Raw genomic sequence first — 25,726 nt, 5'->3', positions numbered from 1 at the left:
CTAGGACTTAGATGAGTGAAGTTAGTAATTTTAAAAGGGAAACAGTTGTAAGCAAAGAAAAATAATAGCGTCAATTTATAATAATACAAGTTGTATTTTTGTTAGCTGTATATGAAAAAAGTAGTCCTCCTTTTATTATTCCCATTTATAACTTTTGGTCAAAGTGATTTTGAGCGCGTAGAGACTTTTTTTAATAAAAAACAATACACTAAGGCCGAAGCGTTAATGCAGACTTATGTGCAAAACAATTCGACAGATAAAAAAGGAATTGAATTATTAGGAGATGCATATGGTTATCAAGAAAAGTGGGATGAAGCTATCGAGCAATACAAAAAGCTAACGCTATTAGATGCTAAAAATGCCAACTACCATTACAAGTACGGCGGCGCCTTAGGGATGAAAGCTTTAAGTATTAGTAAGTTAAGAGCTTTAGGAATTATTGGTGATGTAAAAAAGGCTTTTTTAAAAGCTGCTGAGCTAGACCCAAATCATATAGACACACGCTGGGCTTTGGTAGAACTATATATGTCATTACCGGGAATCGTCGGTGGAAGTAAAAAGAAATCATTGAAGTATGCTAATGAACTAGAAGCACTATCGAAGGTTGATGGTTATTTGGCCAAAGGCTATATTTACGAATATGACGATGAGCCAGAACTCGCCGAAAAATATTATAAAAAAGCTGTAGCTGTTGGAGGTTCTGTTAATTGTTTTGAGAAATTAGCTAATCTATACGAATCTCAAAACCAACCTCAAAAAGCTATTGAAACAATTGAGGCTTCTCAGAAAAAACACAACCGTAATGCGTTACATTATCAATTAGGTAAAGTCTCTGCAGACTATAACATTCAATTAAATAAAGGAGAACAATGTCTGCTTAAGTATATACAAAACTATACTGCTGCTGATGGTGTACCTAAAGAATGGGCTTATTATAGATTAGCTCAAATATATAAACACAAAAACAACAAAGAAAAAGCCTTGTCATATATAGACAAAGCCCTTACTATCCGTTCAGATTTTAAGCAAGCTTTAAAAGAAAAAGCTGCGATTTCAAGAAAATAAAAACGCTTTTTTACTGAATTAATACCTCAAGCTGAGTCATTTAGCCTAAATATATGTTAATTATTCGCAAAATTGATAGTAATACTATTAAATTTGCGTCTTAAATAATTAAATATGAAAAGTCTACTCTCAACTATTAAGATTTCGGTACCAGAAAAAATCTTTTTAAAAGATCCAGAATCTTCAGATTTAGGAAAGCGTATTATAGGTCATAGTATTCTTTTAATTGATGAAATAGGTTTTGATAGTTTTACATTCAAAAAATTAGGAACTAAAATTGGTTCTAACGAGAGTTCTATTTATCGCTATTTTGAAAGTAAGCATAAACTTCTTTTATATCTAACATCTTGGTATTGGGCTTGGATTGAATATCAATTGGTATTCTCTACATCTAATTTGCCTAACCCAACAGAAAAATTATTGAAAGCCATTGAGGTTGTGACAAGAACCATAAAGGAGGATAACGATTTCTTGCATATTAATGAGATAAAGCTTAATCAAATCATTATTAATGAATATTCAAAATCATACTTAACTAAAGAAGTTGATAGCGAAAACAAAGAAGGGTACTTCGTGGTTTATAAGCGTTTAATTACTCGACTTCGTGATATGATTTTAACTATTAATGCAGACTATAAATACGCGTCAAGTATTTCTAGTACTATAATAGAGGGTGCATTACACCAACATTTCTTAAAAGAACATTTTACATCAATTACAGATTGTAGCGAAACCGTTACACCAACAAAATTTTTCCAAGAATTAACAATTAACGCTATTAAATCTTAAGACAAAGATGAGTAACGAAATTCCTGTATTAACGCCATGGCAGCGGTTTTTAGGCCTGCTTAAACTTGAGCGTAAAGATTTATTTCAAGTCATATATTATGCTGTATTTGCCGGATTAATCAACTTGACTTTGCCTTTAGGTATTCAAGCTATTATCAACTTAATTCAAGGTGCTCAAGTTAGTACATCATGGATTGTATTGGTTGTTTTAGTAACAATTGGTGTTGCTTTTGTAGGTGTGTTGCAATTCATGCAAATGCGAATTATAGAAACGGTCCAACAGCGCTTATTCATGCGTGCTTCTTTTGAGTTTACATATAGGTTTCCTAAGATAAAAATGGACCAATTATACAATTACTATCCACCAGAATTGGCTAACCGTTTCTTTGATGTTTTGGCAGTCCAGAAAGGTCTGGCAAAACTACTTATTGATGTTCCTGCTGCGGTTCTACAGATTTTGTTTGCACTGATTTTACTGTCATTCTATCATCCGTTTTTTATAGCTTTTGGTGTTTTACTTATACTACTCATTTATGTTGTATTTAAGTATACCATTCAAAGTGGTATGAATACAAGTCTACTAGAATCTCAGAAAAAATATATGGTGGCGCATTGGATTCAAGAAGTGGCGAGATCTATAATGAGTTTCAAAATTTCAGGAAAAACATCTTTAGCTGTAGATAAAAACGATAAGCTTGTCGAAGGCTATCTTAAAGCCAGAGAGAGCCATTTCAAAATTCTGATAATTCAGTTTATTCAAATGATTGGTTTCAAAGTTTTAGTAACTGCTGGATTACTTATTATTGGTGGGTTACTAGTGCTTAATCAAGAGATGAATATCGGACAATTTGTAGCCGCTGAAATTATCATTTTACTGGTCATTGCTTCTGTTGAAAAACTAATCCTAGCTCTAGAGTCTTTCTATGATGTGCTAACCTCTTTAGAAAAAATGGGGCAAGTAGTTGACAAGAAAATCGAATCACAAGAAGGAGAGTTAGTTAGCATTGATAAGGATTTCAAAATTGAATTAGATAATGTTTCTTATAAAGTACCAAATAGAAGTTTACCAATTCTAAAGGATGTGTCTTTTAATATCAATTCAAAAAGTAGAATTTTAATTAAAGGCGAAAGCGGTTCAGGTAAATCGAGTCTCATCCGAATTATTTCTGGACTTCTTAATCCAAGTAAAGGACGAATATTCCTTAATGATACCGCAATAAGTAACTTGTCGCTGAATAGTTACAGGTCACACTTGGGATTAGTGCTTAGTGACGAAACACCTTTTGAAGGTACAATTAAAGAGAATCTAACACTTGGTGATACATCAGTAACTACAAGTACTATCGAAGCAGTTTTAAAAGTTGTAGGATTAACAGATTATCTAAAAGAAACAGAGTTAGGTTTAAACACCATCATTTATCCTGAAGGTAGACAAATTCCGTTTACAGTTTCCAAAAAGATAATGTTGGCAAGAGCTATTTTAAAACAACCTCATATGCTCATTTTAGAAGAGCCATTAGAACATTTTGAAGTTGCAGAAACCAAACGAATAATTAATTACTTGACAGATGCTAAACATCCTTGGTCATTAGTAGTTGTAAGTTTTAATGAAGAATGGATTAGCAGTTGTTCTCAAGTTATTAACCTTCAAAAAGGTCAAATCATTTAAACATAAGCCATGTTAAATATATCTCGTAACGCTTTAAATAAAGAAGTAGATTTATCTAAGTTTAAATCTGCAGCGCTCGTTTTTAATAAAGATTATTATAAACTGTGGCGTCGTTTTTTGGCTGGATTTACCATAGTAGGTTTTATAACACTCTTTTTGCCTTGGACCCAGAATATATCTGGGCGTGGTAAAGTCACAACATTAACACCAGAACAACGACCACAAACGATACAATCACCAATTCCTGGTAGTATACAGCAGTGGTTTGTACGCGAAGGTGATGAAGTTAAAAAGGGTGATACCATCATGAAAATCGCTGAAATCAAGAGTGAATACTTTGATCCAAATTTGGTGCAGCGAACACAAAACCAACGTGATGCAAAAGCGTTTGCCGTTGAGTCTTATGCTGGTAAGGTAAAAGCACAAGATGTTCGTATTTCTGCGTTGTCAAGTGAAAGACGATTAAAACTTGAACAGGCACAGAACAAAATATATCAATCTGAATTAAAAGTCCAAGCAGACAGTATAGACTTAGAAGCTGCAAAGACCAATTTAAGTATCGCGCAGACCAAATACGACCGTGCAGAATCTTTATTTAAAGATGGATTTACAGCACTTAAACGTGTTGAAGATGCTCGGGTAAAATTACAGGAAACAGAAGCTAAGCGTATTTCTCAAGAAGCTAAGTTGTTGGCAAGTAAGAACGGTGTGCTTAATGCAAAGATTGAGGTTTCTAAGCTGAAAGCCGAATATGCTGATAAGATATCAAAAGCACAAAGCGAGAAATTTTCAGCACAATCCAATCAGTTCGATTCAGAAGCTCAAGTACAAAAACTAGATAGTGATGTGTCTAATTACAGTATACGTAATGGATTGTTATACATAACAGCACCATACGATGGTTTTATAAATACAGCATTGCGTGGTGGTATTGGGCAAACGTTTAAAGAAGGAGAGGAGCTCGTTGGAATCATTCCTGCAAATGTAGATTTGGCCGTTGAGACTTTTGTAGAGCCAATAGATTTGCCATTGATCCACAAAGGCGAGAAAGTCCGTGTACAGTTCGATGGTTGGCCAGCAATCATTTTTAGTGGTTGGCCAAATGTCTCTTATGGGACATATGGTGCTGAGGTTGTTGCTGTAGAGCGTTTTATAAGTCCAAACGGTAAGTTCAGAGTGCTACTTAAACCAGACTCAGAAGACCATCCATGGCCAAAAGATGTACGTGCAGGCTCAGGTGCATTTACAATGGCATTATTAGACGATGTTCCAATTTGGTTTGAGTTATGGAGGCAACTCAATGGTTTTCCACCAAATTATTATCAACCTATCGAAAATACAGAAGCAAAAAAGAAGTAATCAATGAAAAATCTAATTTCATTTATTCTATTGGCTTTTGGCCTCTCTGGTTTTTCTCAATCAGATAGTCTAGCAAATGTGTTACGATTTGATGAGTATTTGGGCTATGTCAAAAAATTTCATCCTATTGTCAAACAAGCTAATCTGGTTATTGACGAAAGCCAAGCGAAATTATTAAAATCCCGAGGTGCATTTGATCCAAAAATTGATGTTGATTATGATAAGAAAAGACTTAAAGGCACAGAATATTGGGAACAACTCAATGGTACATTTAAAGTACCAACATGGTTTGGAGTAGAGCTAAAAGCATCTTTTGAAGAGAATACGGGAGATTTTTTAAATCCTGAAAATTTTATACCAGACGGAGGTTTGTACTCTGCTGGTGTATCAGTCCCAGTTTTAAGAGGATTGCTAATTAATGATAGAATGGCATCGCTAAAGCAAGCTAAATTATTTAGAGAGCAAGCCAAGGCAGATAGAGATATTTATGTCAATAATATTCTGTTTGAAGCATCAAAGGTGTATTTTAAATGGTTAAAAGCATATAATGAATTAAAGCTCTTCGAAAATTTCTTGACCAATGCTGAGTTACGATATCGTGGTGTTGTTCGAGGTGTAGAATTAGGCGAAAATGCACAGATTGATGCCACAGAAGCTCGGATAGCTTTAAATAGTAGAAAACTAAGCTTAGAACAGTCGCGCGTGCAACTACTGAAAGCTTCCTTAGAACTATCAACTTTTCTGTGGTTAGATAACAATATTCCTGTGGAGTTACAGCCAAATGTTATCCCAGATATTAATTCAGAGCCAATTGTTGATACTACTTTTAATTTAGACCAATTACGAAGTCAAGAGCTTGTTATAGATGTGCATCCAAAAATGCAATCTTTAGATTTTAAGCGCCAAAGTTTGAATGTAGAAAGACGATTGAAAGCTAATATGCTGTTGCCACGTGTAGATTTAGAATACAATTTTCTGACGGAAACGCCAGATATCGCACGCTCATTTAATACACAAGAGTACAAAGGTGGTTTTAAAATAAGTACGCCTCTATTTTTAAGAAAGGAACGTGGTGATTTAAAGTTGGCTAAGATAAAATTAAGCGATACTGAATTTGAAATTGATGCCACTCGCGTTAATCTTCAGAATAAGATTAATGGCCTAAAGCAAGAGTTAGATTCTTATGTTACCCAAAACGAAATCACAGTACAAATGGTAGGCGACTATCAACAAATGCTAAAAGCCGAAGAACGCAAGTTTCAATTAGGCGAAAGCTCTTTGTTTCTAGTCAATTCTCGTGAGTCAAAACTTATAGAAGGTCAACTTAAAGCTATAGAAATTCAGAATAAATTTTTCAACACTAAAGCAAAGTTATTTAATAGTTTGGCAGTTAATCCTGAGTTATAGTGATAAGTAAGAGGTGAAACAAGTATTGTCATTTCGAGCATTAATCGAGAAATCTAATACGTTAATTCCTTTTTAATAGACTAAATTTTATATTTACCAAATGAACGTACATTTTATCGCCATTGGTGGTGCAGCAATGCATAATTTAGCTTTAGCGCTTCACAATAAAGGTTACAAAGTCACAGGAAGTGACGACACTATTTTTGACCCTTCAAAATCACGATTAGAAGCTAAAGGTTTATTACCTGAGTCATTTGGTTGGTTTCCAGAAAAAATTTCGTCTGATTTGGACGCTATTGTTTTAGGTATGCATGCCAAAGCCGATAATCCTGAGCTGCTAAAAGCTCAAGACTTAGGTCTTAAGATTTATAGCTATCCTGAGTTTCTGTACGAACAATCTAAAGATAAAACACGAGTTGTTATTGGTGGAAGCCATGGGAAAACAACGATAACGTCCATGATTTTGCATGTGATGCATTACCACGATAGAGATGTCGACTATATGGTCGGCGCACAACTTGAAGGTTTTGATATCATGGTAAAATTGACCGAAGACAATGATTTTATAGTTTTAGAAGGTGATGAATATTTAAGTTCTCCGATAGATAGACGTCCAAAATTTCATTTATATAAACCAAATATTGCGTTGCTAAGCGGAATAGCTTGGGACCATATTAATGTGTTTCCAACCTATGAAAATTATGTGGAGCAGTTTAGCATTTTTGTAGACTCAATAGTCCGTGGTGGAAGTATTAATTACAATGAAGAAGATGCCGAAGTAAAACGTGTGGTGGAAGCGTCTGAAAACCAGATTAGAAAATTACCGTACCAAACGCCACAATACGAAGTTGAAAACGGAGAAACACTTTTAGAAACCCCTGAAGGTCCAATGCCAATTGAAGTCTTTGGCGCACATAACTTGAATAATTTAGCAGGCGCGAAATGGATTTGCCAGCATATGGGTATTGATGAGGACGACTTTTACGAAGCTATTTCTACCTTTAAAGGTGCGAGTAAACGTTTGGAGAAAATAGCGGAGTCTAAAACGGCTGTGGCTTATAAAGACTTTGCACACTCACCAAGTAAAGTAAAGGCCACTACTGAGGCTGTAAAAGCACAATACAAAGACAAAGAATTACTAGCTTGCTTAGAATTGCATACTTATAGCAGCCTTAATGCGGAGTTTTTAAAAGAATACAAAGGCACAATTGATGCAGCTGGCAAAGCTGTTGTGTTTTACTCACCTCACGCTGTTGAAATTAAAAAACTCGAAGAAGTCTCGCACCAACAAATTGCTGATGCTTTTGAACGTGATGATTTAATTATCTATACCAATCCACAGGATTTTAAAGACTTTTTATTCTCACAGAATTTTGAAAATAAAGCTCTGCTTTTAATGAGCTCGGGTAATTACGGTGGTTTGGATTTTGATGAGGTAAAAGAGCTTTTTTAAAATTAAAAGACTTATTCTATTTTAATTTTTTACCATTATTATATTCAAACTCTAAAAGTTTTCCATCTTTAGAATAACAGAATTCTTTACCATGCTTTTTCTTTCCATTATATTGGCAGCTATATATTAGTTTCCCATCTTCAAATTCCTCTTTTAAAATATATTTACCAGTTTCATCATAACTCTCTTTTTCTTGGAGATTAGAATCTAAATCAAAATAATAGATAGTTTTATACTCAAAAGGTTTTAAAACGTTATAAACCACACTATCAGAAACAATTCTCTTTTTCCCATTGTAATAGTACTTCGCTATTGTAATAACTCCTTTTTCAAAATGTTCTTCTAAAACTAAATGTTTGTTCCTACGTCTTTTTTCACATATGCCTGAGAAAAGTGAGTCATTGGAAAATTTATACGCTAAGTTATTAGTGTCGATATATAAATCGTCAAAATCAATTACCTCTTGAGCATTCACATTTAATATAAACACTGGGATTAGTAGAATATAAAATAAAGCTTTCATCTAATATATATTATATGACAATATATCAATTTATTGGTTTTACCTAGTAACAAAGAATAGCTATTTTATACTAATAATACATTACGTAGACTTATGAAATTTAACCGTCTGTTTTATGACTCAAAACTAAGTTTCAATGCAATTTCGAAAAAGAGAATTGTGTTGTCTATTCTGTTAGGTTTAATTTCAGCATTGGTAATATATAGTTTCTTTTTCGTCTTGCGAGAAACAGACCGGATGCTTTTTTTAGATTTTGAAAATCGTCCCATCATCGTTCCAGAAAGTGAACGAAGGTTCTACAACCTGTTTTTTGCAGCTATTTCAATGCTAATGGGTAACTCTATTGCAATTAATTTTTTATTTAGTCGTCCTCAAAAAATGTTTTCTCATCGAAACAATAAGCGAAATAGGATTATGAATGACCAAAATTTTTTAGGATTCAACTTTATACATTGGTTTGCTAAAATTTGGTTTTTATTTGCTGCATTTGCATCAAACCACATGGGTTCTGCTTTCATTGAAAATTTTGCTATTCCATCAGTATTATTAATTACTGTTCTTTATTTTGATTCTTGGAAAACAATTTCTTTGGTGTTGAGAAAAAGGCGTTGGAGAATTTCACTAATACACTTTATTACCTTTTTTAGCTTAACTTTTATACTAAGTAAAATAGAAGTTGTCGATTACAAGTCATTTGATGAGAAAATGTTAGCAAAAAATCCAACAGTAGATGTGCCATCAAGTTTACATGAATATAAAGATGGAAGACGTAATTATTATTGGGAATTAGTTTTTAAAATGGATTTTAAGCCTGATGGCAAAGTTGCAATTTTCACTTTAGAAAATGAAAATATTGAATTACATGAAGTTTTTAGTCATATCAGAAAATGGGATTCATCCATGTTAGTATATGAGACATATAGAAACTCACCCAGATTAAGAGCTAATAAAGATTTACCAATAAAATCTATAAAAGAATTTGAATTAGAGATTTATGATTCAGGAAAATATAGATTAATTTATGAAATTCTAAACACCAATGAGTCTTCATCTAAATTTTATAATAATAGAATTACGCATGATATTTCTTCATCAATTGAAAAGTTAGATGTGTATGCAAGTCCTCCAAAACCAGAGAGGTTTAGTATTTATGGTAATAGGGTTTTTACTGACACAATAGTAATTGATGTTTCTCATGAAATTTCAGTTAATGGGATAGGGTTTTCAATCGATAACCTAAAACAAGAGTTACGTAATTATGTTGATGAATCAACGATTTTTGAATATCGATATGATAATAATACAACTTACCAAGATTATATCAATGTTTTATCAGCTCATAAAAGTGCTGTCAAGGAGTTAAGAGATGCCGAAGATTATAGTGCTATTGATGCAGAAATTCATAAAAATCAATTCAATCGAGACGAAAAATTAAATAAGGAAAGAAGAAGAATTATGGATAAATATCCAATCAACATTACCGAGCGATTTGATTAAGTCTAATTATTCCCTAACACTCCAAATTTCATTGATGGGTTGTCCTTTACTTGATGAACCGCTATGGTGCCATTTGCCATCAATTAAATCGTAATTAAATTCTAAACTCAAACCAGCTTTGGAATTGTCTCTTGAGAAGAACTCAATATTCTCAGTGTATTTACCATTTTTAGTGGTATAAGTACCGCCACCAGTACCTTTAAATTCTTTGGTTTCCGTATTGTACGCAATCCACTGAAATCTGGTGCCTGATAATATTTTCATGGTTTTTCGAGGTCTATTTGTATCGCGTAATTGTGTTTTTCCGTCTCTAATTCTTCCAGACATTAGCCAAGCACCTCGCAATTTTCCGGGCGACCCATTGTCTATTCTTTTCATGGTCATGCCGGTATCTACAACTTCAATTTCATTATCTGTTAGTCGTACTTTAAAGTTAGACTCAGTGCCAATAAGCTCTGCGTTATCTGTATGGAATTCGACTTTCTCGGTCATTATATCACCTTCTAATTTCCACGTGCCACCATTTGTGTGAATAAATTTTCCTGTATCGGCTTCATAAGTCGTTAATACTTGGTAACCGTCCGCAAAGATGACAATATGTTTTAGTTGTTTACCACTTTCTGAAACGCTTAAACTTTCCCAAGCACCGATGATACTTTGTGCATTGATGGTAAAGTAAACGAAGAAGGAGATAGTGAATAAGGCTAATTTTTTCATTATGTTTTATTTTAAATGCTTCTTAAAAAATGCTATGGTGCGTTCCCATGATAACTTGGCAGCTTCTTTATCGTAACGTGGTGTTGTATTGTTATGAAAACCGTGGTTAACTTCTGGATAAGTATAAGCCGTATGTTCTATATTGTTTTCTTTCAATATTTTTTCAAAAGCTGGCCATCCCGCGTTAACACGTTTATCTAATTCGCCATATTGAAGTAGTAGTGGCGCTTTAATTTTTTTTGCATCTTCTGCTTCGGGTTGTCTGCCGTAATAAGGTACTGCAGCCCCTAATTCTGGTAAACGCACAGCCATCATATTTGAAATATAACCGCCAAAACAAAAGCCAACTACACCAACGTTACCTGTGCAATTTTCATGATTTTTTAAGTAATCATAAGCCGCAATAAAATCTTCGAGCATTTCACTTCGGTCACGCTTTTTTTGCATTGCTCTACCATCGTCATCATTTCCTGGATAACCGCCCAAAGGTGATAATGCATCAGGAGCAAGGCTTATAAAACCTTCTTTTGCGGTACGTCTCCCGACATCTTCAATATATGGATTAAGCCCTCTGTTTTCGTGAACAACAATAACACCTGGCAATTTTTTAGCACCTTTAGGTTTAGATAAAAGCCCTTTTATTGTTCCACCTCCTTTTGGAGAATCGTAATTGATATACTCAGAATCTAAAGTTGGGTCGTCTGGTTTAACCAGTAATGAATCTAAATAATTAGGAGACATAAAACTGAGCAAGGATGATACCGTTAGGCCACCAACAGCATAGATACCAAGTTTTTCAATAAATTGCTTGCGGTTTAATTTGTTATGCGCATAGTCGTCATACAAATCAAATACGTCTTGGTTGATGTCTTCTTTTTTAAGGTCTTTCATAATGATACGAAAAAGTAAGTTAATTGCTTGCAGTAAGTTACGAATTTTAGAGCATCTAATTTGAAAGTCAAGCATTACTGATGCTCCACCTTTTCAATCATTTCACGAAACAGGTTTAGTAAGAAAGGCAATTTTTTAATATCACCAGCTGCTGTAAATTTTTGATTTTCAATTTTTACACCATACCAATCTTGTTTTCCATTTTCGTTTAATATCCATTTGACTTCGAGCTTAGCGATTGAAGTTTTAGATATATCAATCTCAACTTCCCAGCCCGGATTATTTATGTTGGTAATTTGAATAATTTCGTTCTTTTCCCAGTTGCCATCACAGTTATTTGCAAACCAATCTTGTATCCAGTCTATAATATCCATCCTAAATACCAGCTACAAATTCTTGAAATATGTCTTTATGACGTTCTAAATCCATATTCCCAGAAAGTGCCACACGAGCAATATAGTCTTTGTCACCTTCTTTGGTGGTGCCCTGGGTTGAGGTAGCAGGTATAGTCCAATAACAACCCTTTAATTGCCCATAGCTTACGCAGTACTTACTTTCATTTGGGATTTTAGTAATCATTAAATTAATGAGCTTGTGATTCAGTTCTCGCTTGTATGCCTCTCTTTCTTCATCTGTATTTCCTTTTGTTGATAGATCTAATGAAAAAACAGAGGGTGTAAATCCTCGCGCCGCAAGTTCTTCTGAGACAAAGTTGATTTTGGCTTCAGGTAGCTTTTCACTTATGAAGTTTACAAATTCTCTTGTGTTCTTATAAGCCGCTTCAACTCTTTGATTCATAGACGGCATTTGCTCTGCTAAAACTTCATACTGAAAATCTGTAGCTTCATTATCGCAAAGCGATAGATGAATAGCAATCTTCCCCATAAGACTTTCAGAATTTTTGTTGCCCACGCAATAACCAGCAGTGCATTTTCCACCACTAGGAAATTTAGAGCCACTCGCATAAGAGATTGCTCTTCCTGTTGCTAATATGTTGCCTTCAGCTAAAAACTGAATATTTGGGCAAAAGGTTTGATCTAAAATAAATACAGGAGAAGTGGCATTAGCGCCTGAGGCTGTTTTTCGGGCTTTATTAAGCATTGCTTTTAACGCTTCCAAATCCGGAACTTCAACTCTTGGATTAGTCGGAATTTCTGCAATGATATACGGAATAGCATCTTGGTCTGCAATAGCATCTAAAACCGTTTTTAAGCTGCTTACCATATCATTGTCGCCATCAACTTCTAAGTCTACAACGTCAACATTATTGTTGCAAGCGGCAACACGTCTGGCTTGGTCGTTTGTACCGCCGTAGCAATTTGTTGGTACAATAAATTTAATGGCTTTGCCTTGGTGGTTTTGTTGCGCATCGTCAATCAACCCCATCATAATGGCATATTGTATGGACAACCCGCTTGAGCCAACTAACGGTTTGCCTGTTGTTTTTGTAACCGTATTGATAGATTCTAAAACACCTTGTTTATGCGCTTCACGATTGCTGTTTTTAGTTTCTAGAGTTGAGTTTTCAACCAAAGCTTTTAAAGCAGTCAAGGTATTTTGAGGTGTCATGGCAATACTTTCTCGACGCCTCACATGCTGAATTTCTGAAACGTAGATTTGGTTTTGTTCGCCATTAATAAGAATAACACTACCTAAATTTTCATAAAGATTGATGTAAAAATCAATGTTTGGGTTTAGATGATTTGTACTTATAGTGTATTCATTAGAAACGTAAATAACACTACCATTAAATTCAGGTATAGCTTCTGCGTTCTGAATCTGTTTTGTTTCAAAACTATAACCGTAAACACGTTTTAAAAGTTCTGCATTAAACTCGTTAGGTAATTTCTCTTTGTATGCAATTAATGTGTCTTTGTTATCGAGTAAATTCTTTCTAAGAACTGCCAGAATGGGCATGATCTGAGACGAAAAATTAATCACATATTCTGATTGAATATTATGAGTTTTGGCAATTGCCCATTCAAAAACAGAAGATAACGGATGGCCTAACCTAATGTAGTCATAAGCAGTTGGTAGGGCTTGAAGTACAGATGCTTCCGAGTTATTGTTTTTGAATAGTATATCGAATTGATTTATAAATTCTGTTTTGGCTAACCTTTCGTTGTAGATATCTAGGCGATGTGTGGTTAGATTCAACCAATCTGTTGGCATATTATCTAATACGGCTTTTATGTAGTTTATGATATTTTGGTTTTGCATTATGATCATCTTTTATTACCCATCAAAGGTAAAGTATTAGAAATTTTAATTTTTAATACAGTCGAGGTATTTGTCGCGAAAAAGTAAAAGAATTACGTTTTATTTAAAGACCTTATCCAAAAATTGTTTTATACTTTCTTGGTTAACTTTTATTAGTTCTTCTAGAGCTGCTCTAGTATCTTTAGGATTTTTATCTTGTGAGAGCTTAAACTTGCCTTCCCAATTGGTAATTTCAATTTCAAACATCTCAATATAGTTTAGATTTCTATCTAGTCTTGGGTTATCTGGTTCAAGAACGTATTTATGGTCGGGTGCTTCTAAGAATTCTGTCATTGTAATTAATGACTGTTTTAAAGCTGCTTTGCTTTCAATAGCTTTTACTTTGCCTTTGAGGTGTATTTTAATATAGTTCCAAGTAGGTAACTGTGTTGTTGTATAAACACTTGGAGAGATGTAACATTCAGGGCCAGCAAATATGATGGTCACATCATTATCATCTTTTAATAATTGTGCCTGCGGGTTATATATATCTATATGTCCAATTAATTTTTCATTTTCATAAACTAATGGTAAATGTGTAATAAGAGGTTGACTATCTTTTACAGAAATCACTGTAGCCAATGGGTAGGTTTTTATCACTTCAACCATGTGATTGATGTCATTATCCTGGTGATGTTTTGGTGGATAATTCATTACACTCCAAATTGTCTAAGGTGATGGTCTAAATGCTTGTATTGCATTTTCCCCCATTGGTCTTTTGTTAATTTCCCAAATGCCGGATGAGGTTGCCAGTCTTCTCTTTCGCGCTGAGTATTTAATTCGTTAATAAGGGCAATAATTTCCACTTTTTCAGCTTCAAAATTTTTGTCATCTGTAATTTTAAATCCTGGAGCTGTAGGCAAGTTTTTTCGCCATAACTTATCGCTGTACATTGATTTCTTAAATAATAGATTAACAAGCCAATTTGGTTTTACACCATAATCTTCTTTTTCTAGAATAATGTTTAATGGCATTTGGCAATGGTGTAGCATTTGTCCAGGATTCATCTTTCCCCATTGTGCTTTTGTGTCTTCGTTTAAGTTATTTATTCGCGTTGAGATTTCGTTATATACACCGTCTTCAAAAAATGATTTCATAATAATTGAATTTTAATTGATTCTGAAATTTACAATTTTTTATCTTTAGTGCATGTCAGAAAAGCCGACTTCATTTTCAATTAAAAACTGGTCACAAGATGATCAACCTCGCGAAAAACTCAGGGATAAAGGAAAATCTACGTTAAGCGATGCAGAATTAGTTGCAATACTTATTGGTTCTGGGAGTAGAGAAGAAAGTGCTGTAGATTTATGCAAGCGTATATTGGCTAGTGTAGATAATAATCTTAATGCTTTAGGTAAATTATCTCTTAAACAACTACAATCATTTAAAGGCATTGGTGAAGCAAAAGCTATTACTATTGCTGCAGCTTTAGAATTAGGAAGACGACGTAAATTAGAAGATGTTGTAAAACAAGAAAAAATAACGAGTAGTAGAGACGTTTATGATATCATGCAACCAATACTAGGAGAGTTATCTCATGAAGAGTTTTGGACACTGTACTTAAATAACTCAAATAAAGTTATACATAAACAACAACTTAGCAAAGGCGGAATTACAGGAACTTTAGTTGACGTACGTTTGGTATTGAAACAAGCACTAGAAGTAGGAGCAACTGCTTTAATTTTATGTCATAATCACCCGTCTGGAACATTAAACCCTAGCGAAGCTGATAAAAATATTACTCAAAAATTAAAAACAGCAGCATTGAGTTTAGATATAAAAGTTCTAGACCATTTAATTATAACTGAAAAAGCATACTTTAGTTTTGCTGATGAAAATATATTGTAATAGATGCTCCTAGTTTACACACATAAAATCACTCCTAGATTAACTTATACATTTAAGCATTTATGCAAGCGTATTTTAGGGTTAGAAGTGTCTTTTACATCAAAAATCGAAGATTTTATTGCACACGATTCAATAAAAATGTCATATGCTAAGCAGCCTTTAAGTAATGAGATATTTATAAGGAGTCATAGTCTGCTTTTTGAACAAGGCTTATCAGATATAGATATCACTGTTAATGATTGGGATGATACTAAAGGTTTTTTTGCAACGGGAGAACGTAGTAATTTGCCTTACGACATTTTTGCGGCTTCTTTTTATTTGCTGAGTCGTTATGAAGAGTATTTACCTCATGTCAACGATGATTATGGACGGTTTTTAGCTACAGAAAGTTTAGCTAAAAAGGAAGATTTTCTTGATATACCTATTGTAGATATTTGGGCTTTTAAATTAAAAACTGTTTTACAAGAGCGTTTTCCTAATTATCAATTTCCTTCTCGTAAGTATAATGTGGCACCTATTATAGATGTGCCAAGCGCTTATAAGTATAAATATAAAGGATTGCTAAGAACTATTGGTGGTGTTTTTGGAGATGTTTTTAGGCTTATGTTTAGACAATTCTATGAGCGAGTATCTGTTTTGTCAGGATTTAAAAAAGATCCGTTCGATACTTTTAATTGGATAATAAATAGACAAAAAAGTGTACCCTTTAAGTTTACAGTTTTCTTTTTAATTGGTGCTTATTCTACCTATGATAAAAACATAAGTATTAATAAAAAACAATTTGTATCGTTAATAAAATCTGTTGGTGATTATTGTAATATAGGCTTAAAAGCATCATATTTTGCATTAGAAGATTTAAAAATTCTAAAGAAAGAAAAACAAAAACTAGAGAGTATAACAAATGTAAATTTGCTTGCTATTAGAAATTCGCATTCTAAACTTAATCTTCCAACAACATATAGAAATGCGGTTGAGTTAGAAATACCCCAAGAGCATACTATGGGTTATATTAATGAACTAGCTTTTAGAGCAGGAACGTGTACGCCATTTTTGTTTTATGATTTAGACTATGAAGTACAAACACCATTGCAAATTCATCCATATCATTTTATGGATTTTGCCTTGTTAAAATACGAGTCTTTACTTGATAAGAAGGAAAACTTATTACGCTTTATAGAAAACATTAAACAGGTAGATGGTACATTTAGCCCAGTATTTCATAACTATTCTGTTAGTGATGATAATGCTTGGAGTGGCTTTAAAGAACTATTTAATCTCACTATAAATTCAGTAAATGAGTAATACAATTAAGCATATTTTTTTTGACTTAGACCATACTTTGTGGGATTTTGATAAAAACTCAGGTTTAACTTTCGAGAAAATCTTTGGGATGCATCATATAGATGTAGGCTTAAAAGATTTTTTAAATGTTTATGAGCCAATTAATTTTCAGTATTGGAAATTATATAGAGAAGAAAAGATTACAAAAGCTGAGTTGAGATATGGAAGATTAAAAGATGCTTTTGATAAGATAGGGGTGTCAATTTCTGACGAGTTAATACATGTATTGTCTGAAGATTATATTACGTATTTATCTTCATTTAATCATGTTTTCGATGGCACACATGATGTGCTAAATTATCTTAGCGAGAAATATGAGTTGCATATTATAACTAATGGTTTTGAAGAAGCTCAGGAAAACAAAATGAAAGCTTCAAACCTCAAGCAGTATTTTGCAACAATTACTAATTCGGAAATGGTAGGTGTAAAAAAACCAAACCCTAAGATTTTTAATTTTGCATTAGATTTGGCAAATGCGCGAGCAGAAAATAGTATAATGATTGGGGATAATCTCGAGGCCGACATTCAGGGCGCTATTGATGTAGGTATAGATGCGATTCATTTTGATTATTCAAATACCAATAAGACGAATAGATTTAAGCAAATAACTCATCTGGCAAGGCTAAAAGAATTGTTTTAGATTATAATTGGAAAACAAGAATTATATTTACCCATATTTAAACACATAAAAATGTTCAAAAAGTTAGTTTTTATTGTAGTCATACTTTGTATAAGTTTTAAAGGTTTGGCTCAGAAAGATATAAACAATTATAAATACGTGGTTGTGCCGTTGCAGTTCGATTTTTTAAAAGGAAAGGATAAATATAGAACGAGTACTTTGCTTCGTCACTTGTTTAAAAATGAAGGATTTATGGTGTATTTCGATGAGGAAAATTTACCTGAAGATTTATTTAAAGACAGATGTTTAGGGATATATGCAAACTTGGTTAAAGTGCCTGGCGTATTTAAAAGTAAGGTTCAGATTGAATTAAAGGATTGTTATGGGGAGCTTATTTTTTTATCAGATGTTGGCCAAACAAAAATAAAAGAATACAGTAAAGCTTATCCAGAAGTCATAAAGCAAGCATTTAAAAGTATTGCATTTTTAAATTATAAGTACGATGCTTCTTCTAAAGTTGCTTTAGAAAAAGAATCTGAAATACAAACCAAGTTAGAAAACATTAAAGAAAGTAATAAAGAAGCTGAGAAAGCCAAGGCAGAAGTTGAAAAACTGAAGAAGGAAGTAGAGGATTTAAAAAGGCAAAAAGAAGAGGCTCTAAAAAAAGCAGAAATAGAAAAGGCAAAGGTAGAGGAAGAAGCAATCAAAAAAGCAGAAGTAGAAAAAGCTAATAATTCATCAGCTTTTTTGGCTAAAATCACTCAAAACGGTTATCAATTAGTAAATGCTAATTCAGAAGAAATAGAAATGGAACTTTTTAAAACTGCAGCTCCTAATGTGTATACAGTAAAAGGTAAAAATGCTATTGTTTTTAAAGAAGGCGATAAATGGTTTTATTCAGAAAACGACACTAAAAAAGAACTGAATATTAAATTTTAATAACCGTATTTTTTTTTCCAGAGTTGTTTTAAAAATTGACGTTGAGCATTTTCTCTTGCATTATTGCCTGGGTCATATAATTTGGTATTACTGATTTCTTTGGGTAAAAACTCTTGATCTGCAAAGTTATTTTCGTAGTTGTGGGAATATTTATAGTTATCTCCATATCCAATCTCTTTCATGAGTTTTGTAGGCGCATTTCTAATAGATAATGGTACAGATAAGTCGCCAGTTTCTTTAACTAATTGTTGTGCTTTACCTATGGCTTGGTAAGCAGCATTACTTTTTGGAGAACTTGCTAGATATGTAGTGCATTGACTCAGAATTATTCTAGATTCTGGATTGCCAATAACAGATACAGCTTGAAATGTATTATTAGCAATAACCAAAGCAGTTGGATTGGCATTGCCAACATCTTCACTAGCTAAGATTAACAATCTACGAGCAATAAATTTTACATCCTCACCACCTTCAATCATTCTGGCAAGGTAGTATACAGCAGCATTTGGGTCGCTACCTCTTATAGATTTTATAAATGCCGAAATAATATCGTAATGCTGTTCTCCAGTTTTATCGTAACGTGCAGTATTAGTTTGTACTTGCTTTAAAACAGCGGCATTAGTAATTGTAATCTTATCTTGGTCGTATGATGTGACTATGAGCTCAAAAATATTAAGTAATTTTCTGGCATCTCCACCAGAAAGCCTAAGCAGAGCTTCAGTTTCCTTGAGTTTTATTTTCTTTTTTGAGAGTAATTCGTCTTCATTCATTGCACGTGTTAATAAGGCTTCTAAATCTTCTTTGCTAAAAGAATTTAGAATATAAACTTGACAACGAGAAAGTAGGGCAGGAATAACCTCAAAACTTGGGTTTTCTGTTGTAGCACCAATTAATGTCACCCAACCCTTTTCAACAGCCTCTAATAAAGAGTCTTGTTGTGATTTACTAAATCTATGGATTTCATCAATAAACAAAATAGGGTTCTTAGCCGTAAATAGTCCACCACTTTTTTTTGCCTTATCAATGACTTCGCGAATATCCTTGACACCAGAATTAATGGCACTTAATTTAAAAAATGGACGTTCAGATTCATTTGCAATAATATTGGCTAAAGTAGTTTTGCCTATACCTGGTGGCCCCCATAAAATAAGAGATGGTATAACACCACTTTTTATTTGCTGAAAGAGCGCGCCATCTTTTCCGACCAAATGTGTCTGACTAATATAATCATTAAGCGTTTTAGGACGTAAACGTTCTGCTAAAGGAATATTCATAGGTTAAAATTACAAAATCAGTGTGACAATATTTCATTAAAACACGACTTGGCTAGAATTTTGACAAACTACTATTAAATTTGTGTATGAGCCAGCAGCAATTTAAATATTCAACCTCAGTAATAGTCTATCCATTACTATTAGTTTTTTCTATTTGGTTGGTGTTTTGGTATCAGGTTCGTATCGATTCTGGCATAAGACATTTTGGTATATATCCTAATAAGCCTGAAGGTCTTTTTGGGATATTTACAAGCCCATTTCTACACTCAAGTTTAAGTCATTTATATAATAACTCTATTCCGCTTTTAGTCTTGTCAATGGCGTTATTTTACTTTTACAATAAAATAGCATGGCGAGTATTGTTTTTTGGTGTTATAGTTTCGGGCTTTTTGACTTGGCTTATTGGTAAATCAGGCAATCATATAGGAGCTAGTGGTGTAATTTATCTGCTAGTGAGCTTTATCTTCTTCAAAGGTATTTTTGCAAAACACTATAGGTTAATTGCATTGTCATTAATTATCATTTTTTTGTATGGTAGTACGATCTGGTACATATTTCCTATAAAAGAAGGTATGTCATGGGAAGGGCATTTAGGTGGCCTTATTACAGGTTTTGTTTTTGCACTATTGTTTAGAAGTCATATCGCTAAGCCTGAAAGATATATTTGGGAAACTGAGACATATAATGAAGCCGATGACCCGTTTATGAAACATTTTGATGAAAATGGTAATTTTATTGAAATTCTCGAGGATGAAATACCTAAACCTGAAATTGAAATAAAATATACTTTTAAAAATAAAGAAGAAGAATGATTACTTTATTGGCGTTGTCTAACGGCTTCATATAAGAAAGCACCACAAGCTACAGATACATTAAGAGATTCTATATCTCCTAAGATTGGAAGTTTGGCTTGTTCATCGGCTGCTTTTAAAACGGAAGGATTAATACCACGACCTTCAGAACCCATAATAATTGCACAAGGTTCATTTAAGGAAACATTATAAATAAAATTTTTAGCTTTTTCGGTTGCAGCAATAACTTTTATACCGGAAGCTTGCATATGAAATACAGCGTCTTTAATGTGGTCTACTTTACAAATAGGAATTTTAAATACAGCTCCAGCACTAGTTTTAATAGCATCACCATTTATTGGAGCTCCACCTTTTTTCTGAATAATTATTCCTGAAACACCAGTGCATTCTGCGGTACGAACAATAGCGCCAAAATTACGAACATCACTTAATTGGTCCAATAGAAGAAATAATGGTGTTTTTCCAGATTCAATAGTATTGATAACTAAATCTTCTATATCATGAAAAGCCACTGGTGATATTTGAGCAACAGCACCTTGATGGTTGCCTTTAGATAAACGATTCAACTTTTCAATTGGTACATATGAAGCATTTATTCTTGCTTGGCGTATAACTTGTTCAAGCTCCTGAAAAAGTTCACCTCGCATCCCTTTCTGAAGAAAAATTTTATCAATTTGTTCGCCAGAATTTATAGCTTCAATTATTGCGCGTAATCCAAATACAGTTGTTTCGTTTTTCATTTTGCAAAAATAAAAAAAACCACCCCATTAAGGAGTGGTTTGTAATAATTAGTTATTAATTATTGTTTAATTATTTTTTTACTAATTGATGTTTCTCCGCTATATATCTTAGCAAAGTATATCCCTTTTTCTATTGATGAAACATCAATATTATTGGTTTTAGAAGACTCAAGAATTTTAGCGCCAGAAATATTGTAAAACTCAATCTTTTCTATATTAATGTTAGCTTCAATGTTTAGGAAGTCTTGTATAGGGTTTGGATAAAGTGTTACGTTTGTAATTTCAAAATTATTATCACTAAGTGTGCTAAGGCATGATGATATATCTGGATTATTTTCTAGTGGAACACCTGGTGTTAAATCACGACCATCAAAAGCTGAATAAGTTGTGCTATATTTTGTGGCTCTGAATGCAAAGTTGTTTGGTGGTATTGGGTCGCCTTGATCATAAACTGTTCCATCAGCATTACTTATAGGAGAAGCATACTCCCATACAATATTATTATTGGTATCTAACTCAAAAAAGAACGCTTCTCTACCTTCACATACTAATATATTTCCATTGGGTAGTTGTCTGGCACTACTAATTATAGCAGAGTAAAATTCTGAATTAGAAGTTGGAGCAGTTTCTGGATATCTAAAAAATGTATTTGTAGGTCCGTATGCAGTACCTGGAGTGTAAGTGTAATTTCCATTTATGTCTACTGGTGGATCGATAATTACAACTTCAGAGTATTCTGGCGCTCTTCCAAACCCATTATTAAATAACATAATTTTTCTTGCATTAGGTAATCCTGAAGGAATATAATGAGGTGTGTGTTGCCCAAATAGCTGTCGATCAGCTGCAGTTCCTTGATCATATGCTTGTGGATTTCCCCACCTATATAACAAGTCACCAGCTACACCAGCAGCTTGAGCAGTAGTTATGCTATGGTCAATTGCCCATATTTCACTCATTCTACGAGAGCTAATAATAATCTGATCGAATTCTTCGTCATATTGTATAGCATTAATATGTAACCAATTGTTTTCAGCATCAAAACCATTTAAAAAATTAATATCAATTTTTCCAGGATTATCTGCAACTACACCAAAATTATCTATACTAGGGTCAGGATCAAAATCTTGAATTAAATGATCTTTAACATTCCATTCCCAAACAATGGTTCCGCCAGTAGCCCCATCTGGTTCTACTTCATATATTCTTTCATTATATAATTCAGAATCTAAAAGCTGTAAAGGATCTCTACCTGCTTGAATTGCCTCTGCTTGAGTCATTATATCTGCTGATAGAATTAGTACATTGCCATTAGGCATTGGAAAAACATCATGATGCTGTCTTGAGGTTTCGGAGCTATCTATCCAAGTCCAAAGTATATTGCCATCCCAATCAAAAAGCTCAACCACACCTCCAGCTCCTGGCAATGCCACTGGATTTGCTCCTTGAGCTAACCTTCCTGTTCTTAATAGATTACCATTTGGTAATAGGTATACTGAGTTTCCTGGTAAATAAGTACTTGACCAAGTGTTTATAACTTGCCCACAATTATCTAGTAAGTGGGCTTTTGTATGGGTTGAAAATAGCGTATACCCATCATAGACATCCGTAGTTACAGATATTGTACCTACGGTATTCTGAGAATTTAAGGTAATGAACGAAAATAATAGAATGTAAAAGAGTAGTGTTCGTTTCATAGTTGCCGCTTTTTTTCGCAAACTTAATGATTTATTTACATTTTTTTAAGTTTCTAAATAACGATAGGAAGAATTGGTATGTTAAAATGTAGCGGTTAAACTTACATGAATTTTAGAATCTGATAATTTAAAAGGAACATTTTCTGTTTTGCCGCTAGAGTAATTAAGTTTAAATAGCCCCGCTTTGGTTAAAAGACCTAAACCAAATCCGAAGCCAAAAAGTTTATTTTTTGTGTCACTAATATCGTTTTCAAAATATGCGGCATCAATAACAGAGTGTATATAGATACTATTACTCAATCGGTATCTGTATTCAGTATTTATGACTCCAAATAGATTAGCAACTAGACTATTCTCTTCAAAACCTCTTATTGAGTTTATACCTCCAAAACGATACAATTCATTATCTAAGTAATTGTCCGAACTTAAAGAAGCGCCTGTAAGTCTTAAGAAAACACTATTCCTGTTATTGAGGTTGAAGATTTTATAAGTTTCTAGTGTAAATGCAGTCTGTCGTTGTTCAATATTATTTAGTGTTCTATTTCCAAAATTAGAATTGATATCAAACCAAAAATTAATAGGAAATAACGGGTCATAATATTGTGGTTTAATATAATTGTAACCAATTTGATAATAGCTAGAGGTGTAATCATCTAGTGATGCAGAATTTGTATCAAGTAAATCACTAGAAACAGAACCTTTTATGCCAGCGCTGATTCTGTGATTAGCATTAACCTGATAGCTTATCCGTGCTTGCTGTGTGGTAGTTGAAAACGTAGAATCTTTTCTAAAGATATTTAATCCAAGATCTAGTCCAATTGGAGAGCCAAATATATAAGGCGCATTTATTTTTACATCAAAAGTCTGCTGATCTATCTCATCACTTTTATAGAAGAGCCTCAAAGATTCTCCAAAGTTTAGATTATTTACTAGTCTTAAATCTATGTAACCATCAAAGTCAATCCTATTAGTATTCTCATTCGTGCCAAACCCTAAATAGCCATCAAAATTATTACTCTTAGTCTTTTCTGTGTATAAGTAAAGTATAGTAGAGTCATTTGTGAATAATACTTCAGGCGCTTTAATCTCTTTTGCAAAACGTAATTCTTGTAACTTTTCGGTTTTTGCTTTTATATCTTCAAGATTAAATGATTGACCAGTTTTAAGCTTTAGAAACCGCTTTATATAGGATTGCGGAAATCTCTCATAACCTTTAACAACAATTTTGTCAATACGCCTTTTTTGATTTGTTTCAATATGCAAATCTGCAGAAATTAAATCTTCATTTTCTTTTCTAATGTTTTTAAGTTTTAAGGTAGAGAACGGGTCGCCTTGCTCAGCAATCCTTTTATTTAGAATATCTAATGTTGTTTCAAGTTTTTCGATATTAACTTCAAAGTAATTTGAACCTATTTTAACTTCGGAAAATTGAAGTAATTTGAGGTTAAATTCAGAACCAAAAAAGACTTTGATAGCATTAATTCTTTGTCCTATATATAATGTTGCATTAAAAAGAGAATCATTTTGTTTAATAATTTCTTTAATTTCTGTGTCTATAAAGCCACGACGAATGAGCTTTTCTTTTAAGGCATAGACTTCAGTTTCTAGAGAGATATAATTTGGAAAACGCTTTGCGTAGCCAACGGAATCTATTTCTTTTGTAGCGGCTTTAGATTTGCCACTAGCTTTAAGTTTTATGTTTTGTCCAATAGAGAGGTTAGTATTTGTTAGAAATACAATAAAAAAAACAAACAACAACCGTTTTTTCATAAAGGATAAATTGGAGACAATTTTAATTAGACAACGTAAAAATACATTTAATTGTATAGTCAAAAATTCAATATAGAAATTTCTTTGTAAAATTAATTGACAACTATTTGAATAATAAAGATATATTTCTACCTTTGCAGCCCTCAAAAGAGAGGGTTAACAAAAATTTATATAGAAATATATGCCAACAATTTCACAATTAGTACGAAAAGGAAGAGCCAAAATAACCAAGAAGAGTAAATCGGCTGCTTTAGATTCGTGTCCTCAGAGACGTGGTGTATGTACTCGTGTTTATACAACGACACCTAAGAAACCAAACTCAGCAATGCGTAAGGTAGCAAGGGTTCGTTTAACAAACGGAAACGAGGTTAATGCATACATCGGTGGAGAAGGTCACAATTTACAAGAGCACTCGATAGTATTGGTTAGAGGTGGAAGGGTAAAAGATTTGCCAGGTGTTAGATATCACATCGTTCGTGGTGCTTTGGATACAGCAGGTGTTGCTGGAAGGACTCAACGTAGATCTAAGTATGGTGCAAAACGCCCTAAGAAGTAATTAAAAACTTTAAGAAGAAGACATGAGAAAAAGACAAGCGAAAAAAAGACCTCTTTTACCAGATCCAAAATTTAACGATCAGTTAGTAACGCGTTTCGTTAACATGATGATGTGGGATGGAAAGAAGTCTGTGGCGTTTAAAGTGTTTTACGATGCAATCGATATCGTAGAAGAAAAGAAAACAGATGATGAAAAAACAGCATTAGAAATTTGGAAAGATGCTTTATCTAACGTTATGCCTCACGTAGAAGTACGTAGTCGTAGAGTTGGTGGTGCAACATTTCAAATTCCAATGCAGATTCGTCCAGACCGTAAAGTTTCTACAGCAATGAAGTGGCTAATAGGTTATGCTCGTAAAAGAAACGAGAAATCTATGGCACAACGTTTAGCTTCAGAAGTTTTAGCTGCAGCTAAAGAAGAAGGTGCTGCTGTCAAGAAAAGAGTTGATACTCACAAAATGGCAGAAGCAAATAAAGCATTCTCTCACTTTAGATTTTAATTAGT

Annotated in this window: 25 protein-coding genes; 14 read left to right on the top strand and 11 right to left on the bottom strand. The window is 33.4% G+C overall.

Going from position 1 to position 25,726, the window contains the following annotated elements:
- Positions 1-111: 111 nt before the first annotated feature.
- The 6 genes from Q0770_RS06625 (at position 112) to murC (ending at position 7,742) form a co-directional block, all read left to right on the top strand.
- The gene (locus Q0770_RS06625; protein ID WP_299115271.1) at positions 112-1,065 is read left to right on the top strand and encodes a lipopolysaccharide assembly protein LapB; all 954 of its coding nucleotides are present in this window, start codon (positions 112-114) and stop codon (positions 1,063-1,065) included.
- A 114-nt stretch (positions 1,066-1,179) separates the two neighbouring features.
- Complete coding sequence (locus Q0770_RS06620) at positions 1,180-1,854, top strand: TetR/AcrR family transcriptional regulator (protein WP_299115269.1); 675 nt, start codon at positions 1,180-1,182, stop codon at positions 1,852-1,854.
- A gap of 7 nt (positions 1,855-1,861) precedes the next feature.
- On the top strand, positions 1,862-3,523 hold the full coding sequence (locus Q0770_RS06615) for a peptidase domain-containing ABC transporter (protein ID WP_299115268.1): 1,662 nt from the start codon (positions 1,862-1,864) through the stop codon (positions 3,521-3,523).
- A gap of 9 nt (positions 3,524-3,532) precedes the next feature.
- Positions 3,533-4,882, top strand: a complete 1,350-nt coding sequence (locus Q0770_RS06610) for an HlyD family secretion protein (protein ID WP_299115267.1) — start codon at positions 3,533-3,535, stop codon at positions 4,880-4,882.
- Between the two features lie 3 nt (positions 4,883-4,885).
- Complete coding sequence (locus Q0770_RS06605; RefSeq protein ID WP_299115265.1) at positions 4,886-6,289, top strand: TolC family protein; 1,404 nt, start codon at positions 4,886-4,888, stop codon at positions 6,287-6,289.
- A 100-nt stretch (positions 6,290-6,389) separates the two neighbouring features.
- The gene (gene murC / locus Q0770_RS06600; protein ID WP_299115264.1) at positions 6,390-7,742 is read left to right on the top strand and encodes a UDP-N-acetylmuramate--L-alanine ligase; all 1,353 of its coding nucleotides are present in this window, start codon (positions 6,390-6,392) and stop codon (positions 7,740-7,742) included.
- A 16-nt stretch (positions 7,743-7,758) separates the two neighbouring features.
- Here the strand turns inward: murC and Q0770_RS06595 are convergent, their stop codons facing one another.
- Complete coding sequence (locus Q0770_RS06595; protein WP_299115262.1) at positions 7,759-8,265, bottom strand: hypothetical protein; 507 nt, start codon at positions 8,263-8,265, stop codon at positions 7,759-7,761.
- 93 nt (positions 8,266-8,358) lie between these two features.
- Here Q0770_RS06595 and Q0770_RS06590 point away from each other — a divergent pair, with 93 nt between their 5' ends.
- The gene (locus Q0770_RS06590; RefSeq protein ID WP_299115260.1) at positions 8,359-9,762 is read left to right on the top strand and encodes a hypothetical protein; all 1,404 of its coding nucleotides are present in this window, start codon (positions 8,359-8,361) and stop codon (positions 9,760-9,762) included.
- 6 nt (positions 9,763-9,768) lie between these two features.
- Here Q0770_RS06590 and Q0770_RS06585 read toward each other — a convergent pair whose 3' ends face one another.
- From Q0770_RS06585 to Q0770_RS06560, 6 genes are all read right to left on the bottom strand, one after another.
- Complete coding sequence (locus Q0770_RS06585) at positions 9,769-10,479, bottom strand: membrane or secreted protein (protein ID WP_299115258.1); 711 nt, start codon at positions 10,477-10,479, stop codon at positions 9,769-9,771.
- Between the two features lie 6 nt (positions 10,480-10,485).
- A complete protein-coding gene (locus Q0770_RS06580; RefSeq protein WP_299115256.1) occupies positions 10,486-11,370 on the bottom strand; it encodes a dienelactone hydrolase family protein in 885 nt (294 codons plus the stop codon).
- A 74-nt stretch (positions 11,371-11,444) separates the two neighbouring features.
- Positions 11,445-11,744: an immunity 53 family protein gene (locus Q0770_RS06575; protein WP_299115254.1), complete on the bottom strand. Its 300-nt coding sequence runs from the start codon at positions 11,742-11,744 to the stop codon at positions 11,445-11,447.
- Position 11,745: 1 nt separating this feature from the next.
- Positions 11,746-13,590, bottom strand: a complete 1,845-nt coding sequence (locus tag Q0770_RS06570) for a PLP-dependent transferase (protein ID WP_299115252.1) — start codon at positions 13,588-13,590, stop codon at positions 11,746-11,748.
- Between the two features lie 99 nt (positions 13,591-13,689).
- Positions 13,690-14,283 carry an FMN-binding negative transcriptional regulator gene (locus tag Q0770_RS06565; protein ID WP_299115250.1) on the bottom strand — a complete coding sequence of 198 codons (594 nt, stop codon included), beginning with the start codon at positions 14,281-14,283 and terminating at the stop codon, positions 13,690-13,692.
- Complete coding sequence (locus Q0770_RS06560) at positions 14,283-14,726, bottom strand: DUF1569 domain-containing protein (RefSeq protein ID WP_299115248.1); 444 nt, start codon at positions 14,724-14,726, stop codon at positions 14,283-14,285. Before Q0770_RS06560 ends, Q0770_RS06565 begins: the two co-directional genes overlap by 1 nt.
- 52 nt (positions 14,727-14,778) lie before the next feature.
- Between Q0770_RS06560 and radC the strand changes: the two genes are divergently transcribed.
- The 4 genes from radC to Q0770_RS06540 are packed head-to-tail and all read left to right on the top strand — an operon-like array spanning position 14,779 to position 18,376.
- Positions 14,779-15,477 carry a DNA repair protein RadC gene (gene radC, locus Q0770_RS06555; RefSeq protein WP_299115246.1) on the top strand — a complete coding sequence of 233 codons (699 nt, stop codon included), beginning with the start codon at positions 14,779-14,781 and terminating at the stop codon, positions 15,475-15,477.
- Positions 15,478-15,480: 3 nt separating this feature from the next.
- A complete protein-coding gene (locus Q0770_RS06550; RefSeq protein WP_299115244.1) occupies positions 15,481-16,779 on the top strand; it encodes a polysaccharide deacetylase family protein in 1,299 nt (432 codons plus the stop codon).
- Positions 16,772-17,458 (top strand): YjjG family noncanonical pyrimidine nucleotidase, encoded by a 687-nt coding sequence (locus tag Q0770_RS06545; protein ID WP_299115242.1) that lies wholly within the window; start codon positions 16,772-16,774, stop codon positions 17,456-17,458. The genes Q0770_RS06550 and Q0770_RS06545 overlap by 8 nt, the downstream gene beginning before the upstream one ends.
- Before the next feature lie 51 nt (positions 17,459-17,509).
- A complete protein-coding gene (locus Q0770_RS06540) occupies positions 17,510-18,376 on the top strand; it encodes a hypothetical protein (protein ID WP_299115240.1) in 867 nt (288 codons plus the stop codon).
- On the opposite strand, the gene Q0770_RS06535 is transcribed toward Q0770_RS06540, so the two are convergent.
- Positions 18,373-19,650 carry a replication-associated recombination protein A gene (locus Q0770_RS06535; RefSeq protein WP_299115238.1) on the bottom strand — a complete coding sequence of 426 codons (1,278 nt, stop codon included), beginning with the start codon at positions 19,648-19,650 and terminating at the stop codon, positions 18,373-18,375. The two genes, Q0770_RS06540 and Q0770_RS06535, sit on opposite strands and share 4 nt — an antisense overlap.
- A gap of 86 nt (positions 19,651-19,736) precedes the next feature.
- Here Q0770_RS06535 and Q0770_RS06530 point away from each other — a divergent pair, with 86 nt between their 5' ends.
- Positions 19,737-20,462: a rhomboid family intramembrane serine protease gene (locus Q0770_RS06530; RefSeq protein WP_299115236.1), complete on the top strand. Its 726-nt coding sequence runs from the start codon at positions 19,737-19,739 to the stop codon at positions 20,460-20,462.
- A gap of 5 nt (positions 20,463-20,467) precedes the next feature.
- On the opposite strand, the gene rlmB is transcribed toward Q0770_RS06530, so the two are convergent.
- The 3 genes from rlmB to Q0770_RS06515 all read right to left on the bottom strand — a co-directional run bounded on the left by rlmB (position 20,468) and on the right by Q0770_RS06515 (position 24,666).
- A complete protein-coding gene (rlmB, locus tag Q0770_RS06525; RefSeq protein WP_299115234.1) occupies positions 20,468-21,202 on the bottom strand; it encodes a 23S rRNA (guanosine(2251)-2'-O)-methyltransferase RlmB in 735 nt (244 codons plus the stop codon).
- Positions 21,203-21,261: 59 nt separating this feature from the next.
- Positions 21,262-22,896: an aryl-sulfate sulfotransferase gene (locus Q0770_RS06520; RefSeq protein ID WP_299115231.1), complete on the bottom strand. Its 1,635-nt coding sequence runs from the start codon at positions 22,894-22,896 to the stop codon at positions 21,262-21,264.
- Between the two features lie 81 nt (positions 22,897-22,977).
- The gene (locus tag Q0770_RS06515) at positions 22,978-24,666 is read right to left on the bottom strand and encodes a POTRA domain-containing protein (protein WP_299115229.1); all 1,689 of its coding nucleotides are present in this window, start codon (positions 24,664-24,666) and stop codon (positions 22,978-22,980) included.
- Between the two features lie 181 nt (positions 24,667-24,847).
- On the opposite strand from Q0770_RS06515, the gene rpsL reads away from it, so the two are divergent.
- Complete coding sequence (rpsL, locus tag Q0770_RS06510; RefSeq protein WP_008269190.1) at positions 24,848-25,222, top strand: 30S ribosomal protein S12; 375 nt, start codon at positions 24,848-24,850, stop codon at positions 25,220-25,222.
- A 22-nt stretch (positions 25,223-25,244) separates the two neighbouring features.
- Positions 25,245-25,721, top strand: coding sequence for a 30S ribosomal protein S7 (rpsG, locus tag Q0770_RS06505; RefSeq protein WP_299115227.1), 477 nt, complete (start codon positions 25,245-25,247; stop codon positions 25,719-25,721).
- The last annotated feature ends 5 nt before the right edge of the window (positions 25,722-25,726 follow it).

The organism is uncultured Winogradskyella sp., assembly GCF_947501905.1.
Taxonomy (GTDB): Bacteria; Bacteroidota; Bacteroidia; order Flavobacteriales; family Flavobacteriaceae; genus Winogradskyella.
Note: the sequence above shows the minus strand (reverse complement) of the source record. Positions and strands in the feature narration are given on the sequence as shown.

Bases quoted from the DNA above. Each gene is read 5' to 3' on its own strand.
- Q0770_RS06615 (WP_299115268.1), top strand. From the start codon at position 1,862: ATGAGTAACGAAATTCCTGTATTAACGCCATGGCAGCGGTTTTTAGGC.
- Q0770_RS06545 (WP_299115242.1), top strand. From the start codon at position 16,772: ATGAGTAATACAATTAAGCATATTTTTTTTGACTTAGACCATACTTTG.
- Q0770_RS06595 (WP_299115262.1), bottom strand. From the start codon at position 8,265: ATGAAAGCTTTATTTTATATTCTACTAATCCCAGTGTTTATATTAAAT.
- Q0770_RS06565 (WP_299115250.1), bottom strand. From the start codon at position 14,283: ATGAATTATCCACCAAAACATCACCAGGATAATGACATCAATCACATG.
- Q0770_RS06540 (WP_299115240.1), top strand. From the start codon at position 17,510: ATGTTCAAAAAGTTAGTTTTTATTGTAGTCATACTTTGTATAAGTTTT.
- radC (WP_299115246.1), top strand. From the start codon at position 14,779: ATGTCAGAAAAGCCGACTTCATTTTCAATTAAAAACTGGTCACAAGAT.
- rpsL (WP_008269190.1), top strand. From the start codon at position 24,848: ATGCCAACAATTTCACAATTAGTACGAAAAGGAAGAGCCAAAATAACC.
- Q0770_RS06570 (WP_299115252.1), bottom strand. From the start codon at position 13,590: ATGCAAAACCAAAATATCATAAACTACATAAAAGCCGTATTAGATAAT.
- Q0770_RS06560 (WP_299115248.1), bottom strand. From the start codon at position 14,726: ATGAAATCATTTTTTGAAGACGGTGTATATAACGAAATCTCAACGCGA.
- Q0770_RS06575 (WP_299115254.1), bottom strand. From the start codon at position 11,744: ATGGATATTATAGACTGGATACAAGATTGGTTTGCAAATAACTGTGAT.
- Q0770_RS06580 (WP_299115256.1), bottom strand. From the start codon at position 11,370: ATGAAAGACCTTAAAAAAGAAGACATCAACCAAGACGTATTTGATTTG.
- Q0770_RS06620 (WP_299115269.1), top strand. From the start codon at position 1,180: ATGAAAAGTCTACTCTCAACTATTAAGATTTCGGTACCAGAAAAAATC.
- Q0770_RS06515 (WP_299115229.1), bottom strand. From the start codon at position 24,666: ATGAAAAAACGGTTGTTGTTTGTTTTTTTTATTGTATTTCTAACAAAT.
- Q0770_RS06535 (WP_299115238.1), bottom strand. From the start codon at position 19,650: ATGAATATTCCTTTAGCAGAACGTTTACGTCCTAAAACGCTTAATGAT.
- Q0770_RS06605 (WP_299115265.1), top strand. From the start codon at position 4,886: ATGAAAAATCTAATTTCATTTATTCTATTGGCTTTTGGCCTCTCTGGT.
- Q0770_RS06590 (WP_299115260.1), top strand. From the start codon at position 8,359: ATGAAATTTAACCGTCTGTTTTATGACTCAAAACTAAGTTTCAATGCA.
- Q0770_RS06520 (WP_299115231.1), bottom strand. From the start codon at position 22,896: ATGAAACGAACACTACTCTTTTACATTCTATTATTTTCGTTCATTACC.
- Q0770_RS06610 (WP_299115267.1), top strand. From the start codon at position 3,533: ATGTTAAATATATCTCGTAACGCTTTAAATAAAGAAGTAGATTTATCT.
- rpsG (WP_299115227.1), top strand. From the start codon at position 25,245: ATGAGAAAAAGACAAGCGAAAAAAAGACCTCTTTTACCAGATCCAAAA.
- Q0770_RS06585 (WP_299115258.1), bottom strand. From the start codon at position 10,479: ATGAAAAAATTAGCCTTATTCACTATCTCCTTCTTCGTTTACTTTACC.
- Q0770_RS06530 (WP_299115236.1), top strand. From the start codon at position 19,737: ATGAGCCAGCAGCAATTTAAATATTCAACCTCAGTAATAGTCTATCCA.
- rlmB (WP_299115234.1), bottom strand. From the start codon at position 21,202: ATGAAAAACGAAACAACTGTATTTGGATTACGCGCAATAATTGAAGCT.
- Q0770_RS06625 (WP_299115271.1), top strand. From the start codon at position 112: ATGAAAAAAGTAGTCCTCCTTTTATTATTCCCATTTATAACTTTTGGT.
- murC (WP_299115264.1), top strand. From the start codon at position 6,390: ATGAACGTACATTTTATCGCCATTGGTGGTGCAGCAATGCATAATTTA.
- Q0770_RS06550 (WP_299115244.1), top strand. From the start codon at position 15,481: ATGCTCCTAGTTTACACACATAAAATCACTCCTAGATTAACTTATACA.